Here is a 12,714-nt window from a genome sequence, read left to right as displayed (position 1 = left end):
AATCACCGATAAACTATCGGCAGTTGGCTGTATAAAGGTGTTTTTGATCCCTGTCTCAAAAACGGGGGTCAGTCCCTGAAAGAGTTGCTTTTTTATTTTGTGGCAAGTTTAGAATGTTTTCAAATACCATGCATCGATAGCAGAATGTTCTGAACCTTCTAGTGGTTCAGCAAGTAGAGAAAATCCATAACGGTGATAAAGTCCGGTCGCCGCTGTTAATTCACGTCGCGTTTCTAAGTAGCAAGCCTTATAGGTTTTAGACGCAAAGTGCAGTGCAGTATCCATCAGCTGTTTACCAACACCTTTTCCTTGCACTTGTGGTCGTAAATATAGCTTTTGCAATTCACATATTTCACTTGTAAAAGGAGCGATCCCTATGCCGCCGACGACCTCACCATGGTCTTCAGCAATCCAGTAGGCTGCATGTGGCAATGATTGATAGTATTCAAAAAGCTGATCCAGTTGTGGGTCTACGTAAGCCGTTCCTTCTATCGCGAGATTCGCAGATTCTAATGATTGACGAATAATTGTAGCAATGAAAGGGTTGTCCTTTTGTTGAATCGGTCTAATGTTCATGAGAAGACCCTCCTTTGTCATATGATCAATATGGTTGCAGACTGTTGTGTTTACAATAAAGATTCCTTTTTTAGTTGCTCGTAATCTTCGCGCAGGATGCCCATCATGATTTCATCTGAATAAGTACCATTAAAATAAAGTGCTTGCCGTCTTCTGCCTTCATATTGAAAACCAGCTTTTTCATAACTACGAATGGCTCTTGGATTATGTGAAAAGACTTCAAGTTCGAGACGGTTTAGTTCTAGGGATTCGAAGGCGAATGCTTGGATCAAGCGAACCGCTTCAGTGCCATACCCTTGGTGGAAATGTTCTGGTCCATATAGTGCAATCCGAAAGCCGGCAGAACGATTGAGTGGATCAATATCCACAATCGCTGCATCACCAATCATCTCGTTCGTTTCAAGCAAACAAATGGCAAAGTCACGTCTCGACTCATCTTTCAGAAAGTGCGTATACGCTGATTCGATATCCTCTAAAGTAAATGTTTGACGTGTCCCAGTCATTTCTCGTATTTCTTCAAACTGACAGCCTCTATGAATACCGGGATAATCCTGCTTCTCGATGGGTCTTAAAAATAGACGTGTCATTTCTTTTCACTCTCCTCGATATAGCGAGAGATTTCAATTAAGTTCATATCAGGATCACGAATATATACGGACTCCACTGGTCCTAGGGCACCAGTTCGCTCAACGGGTCCTTCTTCAATCTGTACAACTTGCTTTCGAAGATGAAGCAATACATCATCCATTTCTAAATCTGTAATAAAACATAAATCGGCAGAGCCAGGGAGGGGGTGTGCTGATTTCGGTTCGAATTCATTGCCTATTTCATGAAGGTTGATTTTTTGTAGGCCGAAGCGTAACGCTTTCCGTCCTTCACCGAAGGTTTCTTCCTTCATTCCTAATACGTTCGTATAAAAGCGTATGGTGTCCTCGATATGGTGAACAGTCAACACAATATGATCAAGTCGTCGTATCATCAATCTCGCCTCCAAGTATGATCAGTGATTGAACTGTTTCTATTATATCATCACAACAGGGGATACCTTGGCATGATTAAATCAATATTTTGTAGCTCCAATTTTTGAGAGCCATTTCTTTGCCTCGCAATACTCTTTCATCAAATTCTGTCCACCCATTTTTTTGATAGAAATGTCGATTAGCCTCATGATGGGTAATCAGAGTAAACAGTCCTCCACCTTGATTAGAGATAAAAGGGTATAAACATTCTTTTAACATACGGCTTCCGAGCTTTTTACCTTGTTGCTTTTTATCTACAACAATCGCTTCTAAATACCAATACGGTTTCTTTAAGGAGGAACATGCTTTCCCGGCTTCTTTTAATATGCGGAAAACGTGTTGTATGGCCGATAATCCTCCTGTTAAGAGTAGCTTCAAACCACCAGCCATCACGTAATCAATCAGTCCGGGTTCAGAATGATGAGGTTGCTTTAAAAGCGCAGCAGACACAATTCTCTCGTTCTCTACCCCTACAAAACAGCTATGGCGCTGAATATATATTTTAGTATTGATCAGATGAAGTTGACGAGCGAAAGCGGAGCGCTTGCGGACTTTCTCGCACAATAAATCTAAAAATGAATACCCCTGAAATGAATCATGTAATAAGTCTGCTACTTGATGCAGTTCTTCCTCTCTAGCTAATCTATATTGAATCATCAAATTTCCTCCTTTTTTGAACAGTTGTGGATTGATGAACATGTGTTTATTATAATAAGAAGAAAACAAGTCGAACATCGGCAATTGATGATGTCATGTTCAAAAATAGACAATTGGTGCCGAATTGTTCAGTAACGGAGGGTGGCTTATGGAGGATAGACGAACAGTTAAAACAAAAAAAGCGATTCGAGAGAGTTTTCTCCAGCTTTTAAAAGAGAAAGAAGTTCAACAGATTACAGTGTCAGAGCTTTCAAGGCGAGCTGATCTAGGTAGAGGCACGTTTTACTTGCACTATCAAGATGTGTTTGATTTGTATGAAAAGCTAGAAAGAGAACTATTTGATCAGCTTGGTGGGTTATATGATGAGGCATTTCCGAGTGAGGACCCTCTTGATATGCTGGCATTCTTGAACAAGACAACAGAGTATCTGAAGGACAATCAATATATGCTGACGTTATTCGTGAAACGCAACAGTCCAACAACCAATCAGTTTAAAGTGTTTTTCAAAGAAAAAGTGATGAAAGAGTGGCAGCTTTTAAATCAGCGTCATATGACGGAAAATGAACAAATAGAGGCTTCTTTTGTCGTGTCTGGTGTCGTTGGTGTACTGGAGGAATGGATTCACGAAGGCATGACAGTCGATGCTGAGAAGCTGGCACGCACATTGTACGAACTATTATTGAAATTGGAATAGAAATTAATGAGTTTGATCAATGATTTTTCTTTGTGCTCGGAGGATCTTCTAACCATTCATTTTTCATAAAACAAACTCGTTGACAAGAAAATATCCTAGTGTTAGGATAAATTTATCCTAGTATTAGGATTTCTTGAAAAAGGAGTAGTTGCCATGGTGCAGCGTGAACATGAATTAGACTTAAGACTTTTTCGCGTATGGCGGAAAGCCCATCAAGTCCTATTTACGAATATCCAAAAAGACATTGAACGTTATGATATCGGGTTTGAAAATTTTCAGATCCTTGAGTTGCTCTATAGCAAGGGGTCACAACCTGTCCAAAGAATTAGTGACATTTTGTTTATCCCTAGTGGAAGCATTACATATTACGTCAATAAGTTAGAAAAACAAGAACTAGTCAATAGACAATGTGCACCCGCTGACAAACGAGTATTTCATGTATGCCTGACGGAAAAAGGGAGACAAATGTTTGATGATATTTTCCCTAAACTGACAGATTTCATTTCGCAAAACCTGTCCTTTATTGACAAGGAAGAAAAAGAGCAACTGATCGAATTATTGAAAAAGATTGGTCTAGGAGCACAACAACTACAAGAAAAGAGGAAGCAACATGACACAAAGTTTTGATACATTAGTACGCGAAAGAAGATCAGCATCAAATTTTTTACCAAATATCTCGATTTCGAGAGAAGAGCTTAACAGCATTTTTGAAGAAGTGAAATTAGCACCATCCGCTTTTAATTTACAGCATACTCAATATGTAGTCGTCCAAACAGATGAACTAAAAGAACAAGTAAGAGAAGCTGCATATGGACAATATAAGGTTCATTCTGCGTCAGCCGCTATTATTGTGCTAGGGGACCCGAAAGCTTATCAACAAGCAGGGTATATATATGAAGGATTAAAGATGTTAGGCATTCTCGATACTCAACAATATGATGAAATGGTCAGAGAGACAATTAGCGTTTATGAACAGAGAGGAGTGGACTTCCAGAAGGAAGAAGCCATCCGAAATGCTTCATTATCTGCCATGCTGTTTATGCTTGCAGCGAAAAACAAAGGGTGGGACACATGCCCAATGATCGGTTTTGATCCTGAAGCAATGAAAAAAGTGTTGAACATCGATTCTGATTTGGTCCCTGTTTTAATGATCACGCTCGGAAAAGAGAAAGTAGAAAGCAGAAAAGCAAGAGGTTACCGAAAACCAGTCTCTGAATTTGTGACTTATTTATAAGATAGGGGGTTCCAACATGGAACTAGGAATTAGCACATTCGTTGAAACAACACCTGATTTTCAAACGGGGAAAACCGTTAGTCATGCACAGCGTATTCGAGAGGTTGTAGAAGAAATTATCTTAGCTGATCAAGTGGGATTAGATGTATTTGGTGTGGGTGAGCACCACAGGGAAGATTTTGCTGCATCCAATCCAGCAGTCGTATTAGCAGCTGCGGCAACGCAAACGAAGAAGATTCGGCTGACAAGTGCAGTGACCGTCCTATCATCGGCGGATCCAGTTCGTGTATTTCAGGATTTTGCGACATTAGATGGACTATCGAACGGACGGGCAGAGATCATGGCAGGGCGTGGATCATTTATTGAATCATTCCCGCTCTTTGGCTATGACCTCAATGATTATGAGGAATTATTTGAAGAAAAACTAGATTTGTTGTTGGCATTACAAAGATCGGAACGTGTGACTTGGAGCGGGAAGCATCGTCCATCGATTCAAGATGTTGGGGTATATCCAAGACCGGTTCAAGATCCCCTTCCGATTTGGATTGGGAGTGGCGGAAATCGTGAATCTGTCGTACGGGCAGGATTATTAGGATTACCGCTAGTCCTTGCAATCATTGGCGGTAGCCCAAGGCAATTCGCACCGCTTGTTCAGATGTACAAGCAAGCAGCCATTCATGCTGGACATGACCCGAAAAAACTGACAGTGGCATCGCACTCACATGGCTTTGTAGCAGAAGACACAGAGCTGGCGGCGGATCAATTTTTCCCATCTACACAGCATGTAATGAATACACTAGCAAGAGAGCGAGGATGGGGACCTTATACACGTTCTACATTCGATGCAGCGAGAACATTAGAAGGTGCACTGTATGTTGGAGATTCAGATACGGTGGCAGAGAAAGTCATCCACCTACGAAAAAATGTCGGCATTACCCGCTTTATGCTTCATGTACCGGTGGGCTCTATGCCGCATGATCAGGTTATGAAAGCCATTGAGTTATTTGGAAAAGAAGTAGCGCCAAAAGTAAGAGAAGAAGTCGCTCGCTGGGAAGCGGAGCAACAATAAATATAGAGGCCGATCAAGTGGTTATCAGCTTGATCGGCCTTTTTGGCGTTTCAGAAGTAGTTGTCAATGTGAAGATGAAAATCAGTTGAAAGCCTTCGTTATTACGTGATCAATAGAATAAAAGCTGACAGGTACAAGAACCTGTCAGCTTTTTCAATTGGGATAATAGAGGATCATTTGCAGTCGTACCATGTGTTCCCCTGACTGTTTGTATTCATGGGCACGATCTGCTTTGAAACGAATCGAGTCGCCGGGTGTTAAGGTGTATTTTTCATCACCAATGGTCAAATCAAGCACTCCTTCAAAAACGGTGATTAATTCCTCGGTTCCCCCGATATGTTCATCCGCACGCAATGACCCGCTAGGATCAATTTCTACTTGGTATACTTCGAATTTCCTTCTGTCATCAAATGGGAAAGTGGTATACACACGATACCTTCCTTCGTCCTCTGTTAAAACCTGTCCATCTTCTTTACGCACCACTTTGATTTCTGGCTGTGGTGCGTAAATGAGCTCGCTAAAAGAAACCTTTAAGCCATTGGCGATCTTCCACAAAGTAGTGATCGTAGGCGCTGATTCTCCTCTTTCGATTTGCCCAATCATGGTCTTACTGACACCTGTTAATTCTGCCATCTTTTCAAGGCTTAACTTTTTTTGATCTCTGAGAAGCTTTACATTTTTTGCAATAATCGATTGGACGTCTTCCATTCAAAAAGCTCCTTTCTGTATTTACTTTATAAAGAGCGGATAGTACAATAAAACGTAATATGTACGATATAAAGACTTTTTGGTCTGTATAACGTAAAAAGGGGGCGGCATCTTGATACTTTCCATGCTAATATATGCTTTTGTCACCAGCTTCACACCTGGGCCGAACAATATCATGGCCATGGCCTTTACAAATAAGTATGGGGTAAAACAAACATTTCGCTTTTGTTTAGGTGTTGGTATAGGATTTTTCGTCATTTTGTGTTTAAGTTGTTTCTTCAATATCATTCTTCAACAGGCCATGCCGAAAATAGGCTGGGTGATGGCTTTCATCGGAGCCTTTTATATGCTGTATTTGGCTGTCAAAATCATGAAAAGTAAAGATAGCGATGACGAAACATTGGATCGCTATAATCATTTCTTTCCTGGTATGTTGCTGCAATTTATCAACCCGAAAGCGATTTTGTATGGGTTAACGGTTATTTCAACATTTGTACTGCCATATGGACAGTCCAATATACAGGTTTTCTTATTGACACTAGCTCTTGCATTCATTGGGTTTTTAGGTACGTTCAGCTGGAGTTTATTCGGCTCTTTGTTTAAGCGTTTCCTTGCCGTTTATCAGCGACCGTTTCAATTTGTCATGGGGTTGCTACTTGTGTACAGTGCGATTTCTATGATATGGGGTTATGTGTTGTAAGTCGATGAGGTTGGACGCTGTCTTCCCATCACAACTGTATCATAATACGTTCCGTCTGAAAGTAGTTTATCTTTTTTTAAAATACCTTCAATCTCAAAGCCATGTTGCTCGTATAACCGAATGGCTTTTTGATTGGTTTCAAGTACTTGGAGTGAGATCTTTTGGATCCCCTGTGTATCTGCCCATTTGATCGATTCGGCTAAAAGCGCTTTGCCAATTTTATAGCCCCATACATCTTTCTGTACGGCGACGCCAAATGTTACTTTGTGAGCTGAGCGTTTGAGTGAATGACCTTCACATCTTGAAAATCCGACAATCTCTCCTTCGATATCAGCAACCAAAAATAAATGCCGGCTTTGCTTTGAATCCTCTCTAATCAACCCTATAAATGTTTCTTCATCCATCAAGTCTTCGCCTGGTTCACGGTCTAAGTATTCTGTTTCGCCATCGACTCTCAATCTGAGCGCTGCTAATTTTTTAGCATCTGCTGAAGTAGCAGACCGAATACGATAGGTCACTTCACGAACTGTGAACATAGTTTCAGATATCATCATTGCACCGACCACCAATCTTTCAGTCTCATTTTTCTATCATACAGCAAACATTTCGAACGCACACTGAGATGTTTTATATTTTTCAAAAAGGATAAAAGAATAGTATCAAACTTGGAGGTGGAACAGATGAGTGAACAAAAAGGACATATGGATAAATTGAAAGGAAAAACCAACCAAGTCAAAGGGCAAGTGAAGGAAAAGGTTGGCGAAACGACAAATCAACAAAACCTAGAAGTGGAAGGCAAGAAGGATCAAGCAAAAGGGAAACTACAAGATAAAAAAGGTGACGTGAAAAACAAACTAAACCAGTAGTCCGAGAGAGGGTAGCTTTGTCTTCCGCTCAAGCTCAAAATATGCTGATCAAACGAACAAAGCTTAACCGTATGTTGCGGTTAAGCTTTGTTTATTTAGAAGAACCATCTAGCAGCTGCCATCAGTGCGACCCCAATCAGTACAGTGAGCGATAAGCTTTTTGTCAAAATCGCGATCAGCACGGTTGGAGCCAATACGGCCAGATACATCCAGTGAATGGTGACGCCTGTTGTTGTATGTATGAAAAGGTGCTCTGCAATTAATGCCGTAAAGATGCAGATCGGAATAAAAGATAACCACTTGAGTACGACTTCAGGCAGCTCGATACTCCGTACAAATAAAAAAGGAAGGACCCTGGGAATGACGGTCACAATCATACAACCAAGAATCAGCCATATCATGAAACTGCTGGTCATTTATCTGTCACCACCCCAATGGTTGCAACAATCACAGTGGCTAACAAAACAGCGACGTGTGATGGAACAAAATGAAGCAAAATAAACATGGCAAGCACCATATACAACACCAGCGATAAGCGATGAGTGAGTTTATTTTTTGGCACAGTTTGAAGAGATAGAATCAATAACGCAGCAAACATAGCGGATAGTGCAAAATCAAGACCGAGTGCCTCTGGATTTGAAATCCAGTGTCCAAAAATGCCACCGAGTGTACAGGCAGCAATCCAGCATAAATAAGCGGTTAAGTTCAGACCATGCATCCATCGATTGCTTAACTTTCCTTGTTGCGCCAATTTATTCATTGCAACGCCAAAGGACTCATCTGTCAGCAAAAGGCCAAATCCGATATTTTGCTTCAAAGAATAGCGTGTAAAATGAGGAGCAAGGGTCAGACTTAGCAGCAAGTGCCTAAGATTCACAATAAATGTTGTGAAAATAATGGCCGAAAGAGGGCTCCCTGTGACCAGCAGTGCACAAATAATAAATTGTGCAGCACCTGCGTAAACAAAAATAGATAATAGTGCAATGTCCCATATACTTAACTGGGCGCTAATACCGACAATTCCAAAAGCAAAGCCAATGCTCATATACCCAATCAAAGTTGGCACACAATCTTTGATTCCCTCAAGAAACGCATCATGTTTCATAGTGGGAAGATGTTTCTTAGCTTCAACCTCCATTGAACTCCTCCCCCATTTCTCTGCGACCATTTATAGTTGAACTTACTATATGAGAATGAAATCAGCATGTCAATACCACTTATCTTCTATATATAAGGGGAATAGAGGTGAAAAAAGATTTGAAGAAATCCAGATTTTGTTATAAGGTTCATATAATCAGAAAATAAAAACAATTGAGGTGACGATGATGAGATGGAAGCCGTTATTTGAACATGATATACCAAGCAACCTCCAACCATAACGGAGGAGAATCTCCGCTTATGGATATCGAAATGTTGATAGATCCAGTAACGGAGGGAAAAAGATGAATGAAAAGTTGATAGGTGCACTGTATTTAGCGATAGCCGCAAGTATTTGGGGCGGGATGTACGTTGTGGTGAAAATAACGGTTGCTGTCGTTCCTCCACTTGAACTTGTATGGTTGAGATATGCAATCGCCGCAATCGTGCTTGTATTCATGATTTGGCGCTTAGGTTATTCCTTTCGGATAGATCGAAAAGATATACCGCTCATTGTCATGATTGGGCTGATAGGGAATGCTCTGTCTATCGTGACTCAAGAAATAGGCACGATGTACACATCGGCACAAATGGGCGCAGTCATTACATCTGCAACACCTGCCTTTATGGTCTTGTTTGCTTTCTTTCTATTAAAAGAAGCCATCACGGTCAGGAAGTGTTTATCAATTCTTCTTGCTACAGTTGGTGTGTTGATGATGATTGGACGTGTTGCGTTTCAATCAGATGAATTTGTTGGAGGGCTCTCCTTGGTGATCGCTGCTTTAACATGGGCGCTCATGTCCGTATTACTGAAACGTGTTCCGAAAAAGTATCCACAGGTGGTGACGACAACCTATGCCATCATCATTGCATTTCTTGTATTAACGCCGCCAGTCTTATTTCGTTTGCCTCAACTTGATGTTGGACAAATGGCAAGACCTGAAATTTGGGGAGGTATTCTGTATCTCGGCGTCATCTCAACAGCACTAGCCTTCTTTTTGTGGAATAGGGGGCTTCAACTGATGGATGCTTCGAGTGGCGGTCTCTTTTTCTTCTTCCAACCAGTCGTCGGTACAGCTCTTGGGTGGCTACTATTGGGGGAAGAGGTTGGGGTCCGATCTATCGTTGGGATACTATGTATCTTTTCGGGTGTATATATTGTGCTTTCCGCTAAGGAGCAAGAGATTCATAAATGAATAGGGGATGAGAGAATGATCCAATATCCGCTTTTGCAAAAAGGACAAACCATTGGCGTGACAGCCCCTTCATCCGGTGTACAACCATCTTGGCATGAGCTAGTTCAGCTTTCCAGTGAGCGGATGAAGAAAAGAGGATATGAAGTGATATGTGGGGATACGGTATGGCAACAAGAAAAAGCGAAGTCTGCCCCTGCCATCGAACGAGCAAAAGAACTTCAGTATATGATAACAAGTGATCATATTGACCATATCATCCCACCGTGGGGTGGTCAGCTTCTAATTGAAATATTAGAGCATCTTGATTTCTCCGAAATGCAAAGAAAGTGGATACTTGGTTACTCAGATACGAGTGTTCTTCTGCTTGCAATGACATTAAAAACAGGGATTGCCACAGCGCATGGGACGAACTTTATAGACCTTCGTGGCGAAGAACAAGATCCAACGACCGCTAAGTGGGAACAGGTGCTGTCCACTTTACTAGAGACAGACGTTACCCAGATTTCTTCATCTATGTATCAAAAAGAATGGCAGTTTGATAACCCAAGCAAACATATCTATCATTTAACAGAGCCGACAGAATGGCGAGCAATCCCTGATGAAAGAATCACTGTGAAGGGGAGACTCATGGGTGGTTGTATCGATGTGATCCGTCACTTAGCTGGGACGCCTTACGGAGATGTAAAAGCTTTTCAACAAACATTTATAAAGGATGAGCCGATTCTATGGTATTTTGAAAACTGTGCATTAAATGCCGCGAGCATGAAGCGATCTCTTGTACAATTGAAATTGGCTGGCTGGTTTGAAAATTGTTCAGGAATCATGTTCGGCCGAAGTGCGGTGGATGAGCCGGTGGAAGGCTACGAATATATCGATATATATCAAGAATTGCATCGTGATTTACAAGTGCCGATACTTTATGATATTGATTGCGGGCATGTGCCGCCACAAATGACTCTGATCAATGGGGCATATGCTGAAGTGCAAATGCAAGAGAAAGGGAGAGCGGTATTAACGCAGACCTTTTTGCCATAAGAAGAGGAAAGGATGAGCCCTTTCCTCTTTTCTTCTATATATAGGAGATTACATCCCTTTTGTTTCCTCACCTGCTCTTGGAACCTCCCAAGCAGATTCACGAAATACTTTTTCCCATTTTGATACGACGATACATGCAACCGCATGCCCCGGTACATTCACACCTGTGCGTGCCATATCCATAATGCGATCCACACCAGCAATGATAGCGACTCCTTCTGCCGGAAGACCGACTGCATGGGCGGTGGCCAACAGAACAACGAGTGAACCAGAAGGCACGGCTGCAATGCCTTTACTTGTTAAAACAAGAACAAGCATCATGAGGAGCTGTTGAGTTAAACTCATCTCGACACCAAACGCCTGTGCAAGAAACACGCAGGAAACCGATAAATACAAACTTGAACCATCACAGTTGAGAGAAAGACCAGACGGAATCACGAAGGAGACAATTCTTTTTGGACAGCCGTATTTCTCCATTCGTGACATCAGTTGAGGGAGAACAGTTTCTGTACTTGTGGTGGAAAAGGCAACTAAGAACAAATCCCAAATCATTCTTAATACTTCGAAGTAGTGGAAACGGAAGATCAGTGCGACAAGAGGGAACAAAACAAATAAGATAATGAATAACCCTAAGAAGACAGTCCCGACAAGCTTCATCATAGGGATTAATAATACAATGCCGTATTGACCAACCGAAGCGGCCATTAAGGCAAGAACTCCAAGCGGTGCAGTGACCATCACCATCTGTGTGAGCTTAAACATAATTTGTGCAACAGATTCAAAGAAGGTAAGAACAGGAGCGGATGCTTTACCGATGCCGCTTGCAGCAACACCAAACAAAATAGCGAAAAAAATCACAGCAAGTAAATCGTTTTGGGCCATGACATCGACGATATTTGTTGGAATGATATCTAATACCATTTGTTTAAAGTCGACCACTTTTTCAGTATAGCCATCTAATTCACCAATATCTTTCTTGGCTAATTTAGAAAAATCAAGTCCAACGCCAGGCTTTAGGACATTGGCTAATAAAAGGCCGATACCAAGAACGATCGTTGTGATGACTTCAAACCAGATGATCGTTTTCAATCCAAGGCTGCCCATCTTCTTCATGCCTCCACTACCAGCTGCCCCAATAACGATAGTAGAGAAAACGATAGGAACTACGATCATTTTAATCAATCGGATAAACCCGTCCCCGATTGGCCGGAGTGCCATCCCGAAGTCCGGAAAGAAATGGCCGATCAGTGCTCCAATCACCAATGCAATCATGATTTGAAAAGCAATGAATTTTTTCATCAATCCCTACCTCCTTTAAAGGCTTGGAAAATAATAAGAATTTTCCGATAAATAGAAATTCTAGGCAGTCAAGTTTTGTCCTTCTTTGGATTTAGAAAGATTTTATTTCGGAATCAATGAGATTATGAAGGAAATAGGGCGATTGCCTCTCTATTTATATAAGAAAAAGTCACTCCTGAAAAAACTTTATACTTTTTTAGAAAAATGTATTGACCCATTTGAGTAAATCATGGTATATTTTTATTCGTCGCTGATGACGCAATTGAAACGTTGATGTTCAAATGCTTGCGATAAAGAAATTTAAAAAAGATGTTGACTTAGAAAAAACGATATGTTAAGATAATTAAGTCGCCTGATTAAGCGCCCGTAGCTCAATTGGATAGAGCGTTTGACTACGGATCAAAAGGTTAGGGGTTCGACTCCTCTCGGGCGCGCCAACTTAAATCATGCGGGTGTAGTTTAGTGGTAAAACCTCAGCCTTCCAAGCTGATGTCGTGAGTTCGATTCTCATCACCCGCTCCATT

The 12,714-nt window shown here is 41.3% G+C and carries 17 protein-coding genes and 2 tRNA genes; 10 read left to right on the top strand and 9 right to left on the bottom strand.

Annotated elements, in window-relative coordinates; all coding sequences use genetic code 11:
• Positions 1 to 108: 108 nt before the first annotated feature.
• From AB1K80_RS16850 to AB1K80_RS16835, 4 genes are all read right to left on the bottom strand, one after another.
• Complete coding sequence (locus AB1K80_RS16850; RefSeq protein ID WP_412858070.1) at positions 109 to 576, bottom strand: GNAT family N-acetyltransferase; 468 nt, start codon at positions 574 to 576, stop codon at positions 109 to 111.
• A gap of 50 nt (positions 577 to 626) precedes the next feature.
• Positions 627 to 1,163, bottom strand: coding sequence for a GNAT family N-acetyltransferase (locus AB1K80_RS16845; protein ID WP_412858068.1), 537 nt, complete (start codon positions 1,161 to 1,163; stop codon positions 627 to 629).
• Positions 1,160 to 1,555 carry a VOC family protein gene (locus tag AB1K80_RS16840; RefSeq protein ID WP_412858067.1) on the bottom strand — a complete coding sequence of 132 codons (396 nt, stop codon included), beginning with the start codon at positions 1,553 to 1,555 and terminating at the stop codon, positions 1,160 to 1,162. Before AB1K80_RS16840 ends, AB1K80_RS16845 begins: the two co-directional genes overlap by 4 nt.
• Positions 1,556 to 1,631: 76 nt before the next feature.
• The gene (locus AB1K80_RS16835) at positions 1,632 to 2,252 is read right to left on the bottom strand and encodes a GNAT family N-acetyltransferase (protein WP_412858066.1); all 621 of its coding nucleotides are present in this window, start codon (positions 2,250 to 2,252) and stop codon (positions 1,632 to 1,634) included.
• Positions 2,253 to 2,400: 148 nt separating this feature from the next.
• Here AB1K80_RS16835 and AB1K80_RS16830 point away from each other — a divergent pair, with 148 nt between their 5' ends.
• From AB1K80_RS16830 to AB1K80_RS16815, 4 genes are all read left to right on the top strand, one after another.
• Entirely contained in the window at positions 2,401 to 2,946 is a 546-nt protein-coding gene (locus AB1K80_RS16830; protein ID WP_412858064.1) for a TetR/AcrR family transcriptional regulator, read from the top strand.
• 153 nt (positions 2,947 to 3,099) lie between these two features.
• A complete protein-coding gene (locus tag AB1K80_RS16825) occupies positions 3,100 to 3,573 on the top strand; it encodes a MarR family winged helix-turn-helix transcriptional regulator (protein ID WP_412858063.1) in 474 nt (157 codons plus the stop codon).
• On the top strand, positions 3,557 to 4,180 hold the full coding sequence (locus AB1K80_RS16820) for a nitroreductase family protein (RefSeq protein ID WP_412858061.1): 624 nt from the start codon (positions 3,557 to 3,559) through the stop codon (positions 4,178 to 4,180). Before AB1K80_RS16825 ends, AB1K80_RS16820 begins: the two co-directional genes overlap by 17 nt.
• 16 nt (positions 4,181 to 4,196) lie before the next feature.
• Entirely contained in the window at positions 4,197 to 5,249 is a 1,053-nt protein-coding gene (locus tag AB1K80_RS16815; protein ID WP_412858059.1) for an LLM class flavin-dependent oxidoreductase, read from the top strand.
• Positions 5,250 to 5,402: 153 nt separating this feature from the next.
• On the opposite strand, the gene AB1K80_RS16810 is transcribed toward AB1K80_RS16815, so the two are convergent.
• Positions 5,403 to 5,957, bottom strand: a complete 555-nt coding sequence (locus AB1K80_RS16810) for a helix-turn-helix domain-containing protein (protein ID WP_412858058.1) — start codon at positions 5,955 to 5,957, stop codon at positions 5,403 to 5,405.
• A gap of 112 nt (positions 5,958 to 6,069) precedes the next feature.
• On the opposite strand from AB1K80_RS16810, the gene AB1K80_RS16805 reads away from it, so the two are divergent.
• Positions 6,070 to 6,657: a LysE family transporter gene (locus AB1K80_RS16805; RefSeq protein ID WP_412858057.1), complete on the top strand. Its 588-nt coding sequence runs from the start codon at positions 6,070 to 6,072 to the stop codon at positions 6,655 to 6,657.
• On the opposite strand, the gene AB1K80_RS16800 is transcribed toward AB1K80_RS16805, so the two are convergent.
• Positions 6,645 to 7,211: an N-acetyltransferase family protein gene (locus AB1K80_RS16800; protein WP_412858056.1), complete on the bottom strand. Its 567-nt coding sequence runs from the start codon at positions 7,209 to 7,211 to the stop codon at positions 6,645 to 6,647. The genes AB1K80_RS16805 and AB1K80_RS16800 overlap by 13 nt on opposite strands.
• Before the next feature lie 126 nt (positions 7,212 to 7,337).
• Here AB1K80_RS16800 and AB1K80_RS16795 point away from each other — a divergent pair, with 126 nt between their 5' ends.
• Positions 7,338 to 7,523: a CsbD family protein gene (locus AB1K80_RS16795; RefSeq protein WP_412858054.1), complete on the top strand. Its 186-nt coding sequence runs from the start codon at positions 7,338 to 7,340 to the stop codon at positions 7,521 to 7,523.
• A gap of 95 nt (positions 7,524 to 7,618) precedes the next feature.
• Here the strand turns inward: AB1K80_RS16795 and AB1K80_RS16790 are convergent, their stop codons facing one another.
• Together AB1K80_RS16790 and AB1K80_RS16785 are read right to left on the bottom strand one after the other, a co-directional pair.
• Positions 7,619 to 7,939 carry an AzlD domain-containing protein gene (locus tag AB1K80_RS16790; RefSeq protein ID WP_412858053.1) on the bottom strand — a complete coding sequence of 107 codons (321 nt, stop codon included), beginning with the start codon at positions 7,937 to 7,939 and terminating at the stop codon, positions 7,619 to 7,621.
• The gene (locus AB1K80_RS16785) at positions 7,936 to 8,661 is read right to left on the bottom strand and encodes an AzlC family ABC transporter permease (protein WP_412858052.1); all 726 of its coding nucleotides are present in this window, start codon (positions 8,659 to 8,661) and stop codon (positions 7,936 to 7,938) included. The genes AB1K80_RS16790 and AB1K80_RS16785 overlap by 4 nt, the downstream gene beginning before the upstream one ends.
• 304 nt (positions 8,662 to 8,965) lie before the next feature.
• Between AB1K80_RS16785 and AB1K80_RS16780 the strand changes: the two genes are divergently transcribed.
• On the top strand, positions 8,966 to 9,856 hold the full coding sequence (locus AB1K80_RS16780) for a DMT family transporter (RefSeq protein WP_412858051.1): 891 nt from the start codon (positions 8,966 to 8,968) through the stop codon (positions 9,854 to 9,856).
• A 15-nt stretch (positions 9,857 to 9,871) separates the two neighbouring features.
• The gene (locus tag AB1K80_RS16775) at positions 9,872 to 10,891 is read left to right on the top strand and encodes a S66 peptidase family protein (RefSeq protein WP_412858050.1); all 1,020 of its coding nucleotides are present in this window, start codon (positions 9,872 to 9,874) and stop codon (positions 10,889 to 10,891) included.
• 48 nt (positions 10,892 to 10,939) lie between these two features.
• Here AB1K80_RS16775 and gltP read toward each other — a convergent pair whose 3' ends face one another.
• Positions 10,940 to 12,190, bottom strand: coding sequence for a glutamate-aspartate/proton symporter GltP (gene gltP, locus AB1K80_RS16770; protein WP_412858048.1), 1,251 nt, complete (start codon positions 12,188 to 12,190; stop codon positions 10,940 to 10,942).
• A 360-nt stretch (positions 12,191 to 12,550) separates the two neighbouring features.
• Here gltP and AB1K80_RS16765 point away from each other — a divergent pair.
• A tRNA-Arg gene (locus AB1K80_RS16765) sits at positions 12,551 to 12,627 on the top strand.
• An 11-nt stretch (positions 12,628 to 12,638) separates the two neighbouring features.
• A tRNA-Gly gene (locus tag AB1K80_RS16760) sits at positions 12,639 to 12,712 on the top strand.
• Positions 12,713 to 12,714 lie beyond the last annotated feature (2 nt).

It is taken from the genome of Bacillus sp. 179-C3.3 HS (assembly GCF_047229225.1).
Lineage (GTDB): Bacteria > Bacillota > Bacilli > Bacillales > Bacillaceae > Bacillus.
The sequence above is the reverse complement of the archived record's forward strand: the minus strand, read 5'-3'. Positions and strand labels throughout refer to the sequence as shown.

Bases quoted from the DNA above. Each gene is read 5' to 3' on its own strand.
- AB1K80_RS16775 (WP_412858050.1), top strand. From the start codon at position 9,872: ATGATCCAATATCCGCTTTTGCAAAAAGGACAAACCATTGGCGTGACA.
- gltP (WP_412858048.1), bottom strand. From the start codon at position 12,190: ATGAAAAAATTCATTGCTTTTCAAATCATGATTGCATTGGTGATTGGA.
- AB1K80_RS16830 (WP_412858064.1), top strand. From the start codon at position 2,401: ATGGAGGATAGACGAACAGTTAAAACAAAAAAAGCGATTCGAGAGAGT.
- AB1K80_RS16810 (WP_412858058.1), bottom strand. From the start codon at position 5,957: ATGGAAGACGTCCAATCGATTATTGCAAAAAATGTAAAGCTTCTCAGA.
- AB1K80_RS16795 (WP_412858054.1), top strand. From the start codon at position 7,338: ATGAGTGAACAAAAAGGACATATGGATAAATTGAAAGGAAAAACCAAC.
- AB1K80_RS16840 (WP_412858067.1), bottom strand. From the start codon at position 1,555: ATGATACGACGACTTGATCATATTGTGTTGACTGTTCACCATATCGAG.
- AB1K80_RS16850 (WP_412858070.1), bottom strand. From the start codon at position 576: ATGAACATTAGACCGATTCAACAAAAGGACAACCCTTTCATTGCTACA.
- AB1K80_RS16790 (WP_412858053.1), bottom strand. From the start codon at position 7,939: ATGACCAGCAGTTTCATGATATGGCTGATTCTTGGTTGTATGATTGTG.
- AB1K80_RS16825 (WP_412858063.1), top strand. From the start codon at position 3,100: ATGGTGCAGCGTGAACATGAATTAGACTTAAGACTTTTTCGCGTATGG.
- AB1K80_RS16800 (WP_412858056.1), bottom strand. From the start codon at position 7,211: ATGATGATATCTGAAACTATGTTCACAGTTCGTGAAGTGACCTATCGT.
- AB1K80_RS16820 (WP_412858061.1), top strand. From the start codon at position 3,557: ATGACACAAAGTTTTGATACATTAGTACGCGAAAGAAGATCAGCATCA.
- AB1K80_RS16815 (WP_412858059.1), top strand. From the start codon at position 4,197: ATGGAACTAGGAATTAGCACATTCGTTGAAACAACACCTGATTTTCAA.
- AB1K80_RS16845 (WP_412858068.1), bottom strand. From the start codon at position 1,163: ATGACACGTCTATTTTTAAGACCCATCGAGAAGCAGGATTATCCCGGT.
- AB1K80_RS16780 (WP_412858051.1), top strand. From the start codon at position 8,966: ATGAATGAAAAGTTGATAGGTGCACTGTATTTAGCGATAGCCGCAAGT.
- AB1K80_RS16785 (WP_412858052.1), bottom strand. From the start codon at position 8,661: ATGGAGGTTGAAGCTAAGAAACATCTTCCCACTATGAAACATGATGCG.
- AB1K80_RS16835 (WP_412858066.1), bottom strand. From the start codon at position 2,252: ATGATTCAATATAGATTAGCTAGAGAGGAAGAACTGCATCAAGTAGCA.